This is a genomic window from Paraburkholderia sediminicola, assembly GCF_046026895.1.
Lineage (GTDB): Bacteria > Pseudomonadota > Gammaproteobacteria > Burkholderiales > Burkholderiaceae > Paraburkholderia > Paraburkholderia sediminicola_C.
Window position 1 is genome coordinate 1 of record NZ_JAQQEU010000272.1, and the last position, 648, is coordinate 648.

Sequence of the window (648 nt, forward strand, 5' to 3'; positions counted from 1 at the left end):
GTCGAGTATTACCACGTCGTCTTTACGCTTCCCGCGCCGATCAGTGCGATCGCCTGGTACAACAAGCGCGTCATCTACGGGCTGCTGTTCGACATCGCCGCCGAGACGCTGCGTACCATCGCGGCGGACCCCAGGCACCTGGGTGCCGACATTGGCGCCACGCTCGTGCTGCACACCTGGGGCTCAGCGCTCACGCATCATCCACATGTGCACGGCATTGTCCCAGGTGGTGGCTTGTCAGCAGATGGCGTGCGCTGGACCGCCTGTCGGCGTGGCTTCTTCCTTCCCGTGCGCTTGCTCTCGCGTCTGTTTCGCAGGCGCTTCCTCGAAGCGCTCACTGATGCTCATCAGCGCGGGCGACTCCAGTTCTTCGGCGAGTATGCGCAGCTCGCTGACCGGGCGGCCTTTGCACAGTGGCTCGCGCCGCTGCGCGCCTCCGAATGGTTTGTGTATGCCAAGCGTCCGTTCGCGGGTCCCGAAGCCGTGCTCGCCTATCTCTCACGCTATACACATCGCGTCGCAATCTCCAACCAGCGCCTACTTGCCTTCGATGGGCGATGCGTGAGCTTCCGCTGGAAAGACTACCGGGAGAAGGGCCGTACCCGCTATAAAGCCATGACGCTCGAAGCCAGCGAGTTCATGCGCCGC

1 protein-coding gene is annotated in these 648 nt (G+C 63.4%); it reads left to right on the plus strand.

Annotation, left to right across the window (positions count from 1 at the left end; all coding sequences use genetic code 11):
- Nucleotides 1-648: IS91 family transposase (locus PQR02_RS40705; protein ID WP_408243433.1), on the plus strand; the 648-nt coding region annotated here is incomplete at both ends.